At 67.7% G+C, this 1,658-nt stretch carries 2 protein-coding genes; both read left to right on the top strand.

Annotated elements, in window-relative coordinates; translation table 11 throughout:
• Positions 1–103 precede the first annotated feature (103 nt).
• Complete coding sequence (locus AB0M65_RS40820) at positions 104–967, top strand: alpha/beta hydrolase (protein ID WP_364041046.1); 864 nt, start codon at positions 104–106, stop codon at positions 965–967.
• On the top strand, positions 948–1,556 hold the full coding sequence (locus AB0M65_RS40815) for a TetR/AcrR family transcriptional regulator (RefSeq protein ID WP_364041043.1): 609 nt from the start codon (positions 948–950) through the stop codon (positions 1,554–1,556). The genes AB0M65_RS40820 and AB0M65_RS40815 overlap by 20 nt, the downstream gene beginning before the upstream one ends.
• The last annotated feature ends 102 nt before the right edge of the window (positions 1,557–1,658 follow it).

Below are 1,658 nucleotides of genomic sequence, written 5' to 3'. Positions count from 1 at the left end.
GTCCCCATAGGACATTTTTCGTCCTATGGGGACCCCTCATGACATCCCCACGGGATCGAAACACGTCTCGCAAATACATACATACTGCGTGTATGTTTCTGGCATGACGACCAGCGCTTCCCTGGGCGAGGTGCACGAGGCAAACCTCGGCAGTGCCCGTATCCGCTACCGCGACCTTGGCGAAGGCCCTCCCGTGGTCTTCGTGCACGGCCTGCTGACCAACGGCCTGCTCTGGCGCAAGGTGGCCCCCTCGGTCGCCGGAGCGGGCTTCCGCTGCCTGACCCCGGACTGGCCGCTGGGCTCGCACGAGATCCCGGTCCCCAGCGCCGACCTGAGCCCGCCCGGGGTCGCCGCGCTGATCGGGCGGTTCCTCGAAGTGCTGGACCTGACCGACGTCACCGTGGTCGCGAACGACACCGGCGGCGCGCTCACCCAGCTGCTCATGACCACTTCCCCGGAGCGGATCGGCCGGGTCGTGCTGACGCCGTCGGACTCCTTCGAGCGCTTCCTGCCGCCGATCTTCTCGGGCTTGAGCACCCTCGCCCGGATCCCGGGCGGCACCTGGTCGGTCGTGCAGGCGATGCGGTCGAAGGCGCTGCTGAAGGCCACGAACTTCGCCTGGGCGATCAAGCATCCGGTCCCGCGACACGTTCTCGACGCGTACCTGCTGCCCAGCAGGCGGAGCCCGGAGATCCGCGCCGACCTGCGCCGGTTCATGGCGGGCATCAGCAACCGGTACACCCTCGCCGCCGCCGAGCTCCTGCCGTCGTTCGAGAAACCCGTGCTGCTGGTCTGGGCACCCGAAGACCGGCACTTCCCGCTGTGGCTGGGCCGGAAGCTCGCCGGCGTCCTGCCGAACTCCGAGCTGAGGACGATCGAGGACTCCTACACCTTCGTGCCGGAGGACCAGCCGGAGCGGCTGAGCGGCATGGTGGTGGAATTCCTGCGTGCCCACGCCACGACGTAGCCAGACCGAGCGATCGCAGTCGACGCAATCCGCCCTGATCACGGCGGCGCGGAGACTGTTCGCCGAACAGGGCTACGCCGAGGTGCCCGCCGACGAGATCGTCCGGGCGGCAGGCGTCACCCGTGGCGCGCTGTACCACCACTTCGGCGACAAGAAAGGCCTGTTCCGCGCCGTCGTGGAGCAAATCGAAACGGAGATCACCGACGAACTCAAAGCGGTGTTCCGGGCCGAGGGCGACCCGTGGGCGGCCGCGTTCGCGGCACTCGCCCGGTTCCTCGAAGTCTGCGTCCGGCCCGAGGTGGTGCGGATCTCCTTCACCGACGCTGTCGGCGTCCTCGGCTGGCAGGAGTGGCGCGAACTCGAGTACAAGTACGGGCTCGGGATGATCACCGAGATCCTGGAAGCGACCGCCGCCGACGGACGGCTGATCGAAGCGCCGGTCCCGGAGCTGGCGCAGCTGGTGCTGAGCGCCTGCGTGGAGGCGGCACTGATGATCGCCCATGCCGAAGACCAGGAAGCGGCCAAGGAGAAAGCCATGCGGGCTCTGGCCGCCCTGTTGTCGGGTCTCGTGAGTGAGCCGGGTCGTTAGAGCGAACCCGCTCTTAAGCACTTACGCGTCACCTGCGGCGTTGCTCGCGTGAAGTACAGGAAGGCCCCCTTCCTTGCGCCTAGGTACAGGAAGGGGGCCTTC

It is taken from the genome of Amycolatopsis sp. NPDC051071, assembly GCF_040682875.1.
GTDB lineage: Bacteria > Actinomycetota > Actinomycetes > Mycobacteriales > Pseudonocardiaceae > Amycolatopsis.
This window is presented reverse-complemented; position numbering and strand designations above follow the sequence as displayed.

Excerpts from the sequence above, each read along its gene's own strand:
- AB0M65_RS40820 (WP_364041046.1), top strand. The coding sequence starts at position 104 with ATGACGACCAGCGCTTCCCTGGGCGAGGTGCACGAGGCAAACCTCGGC.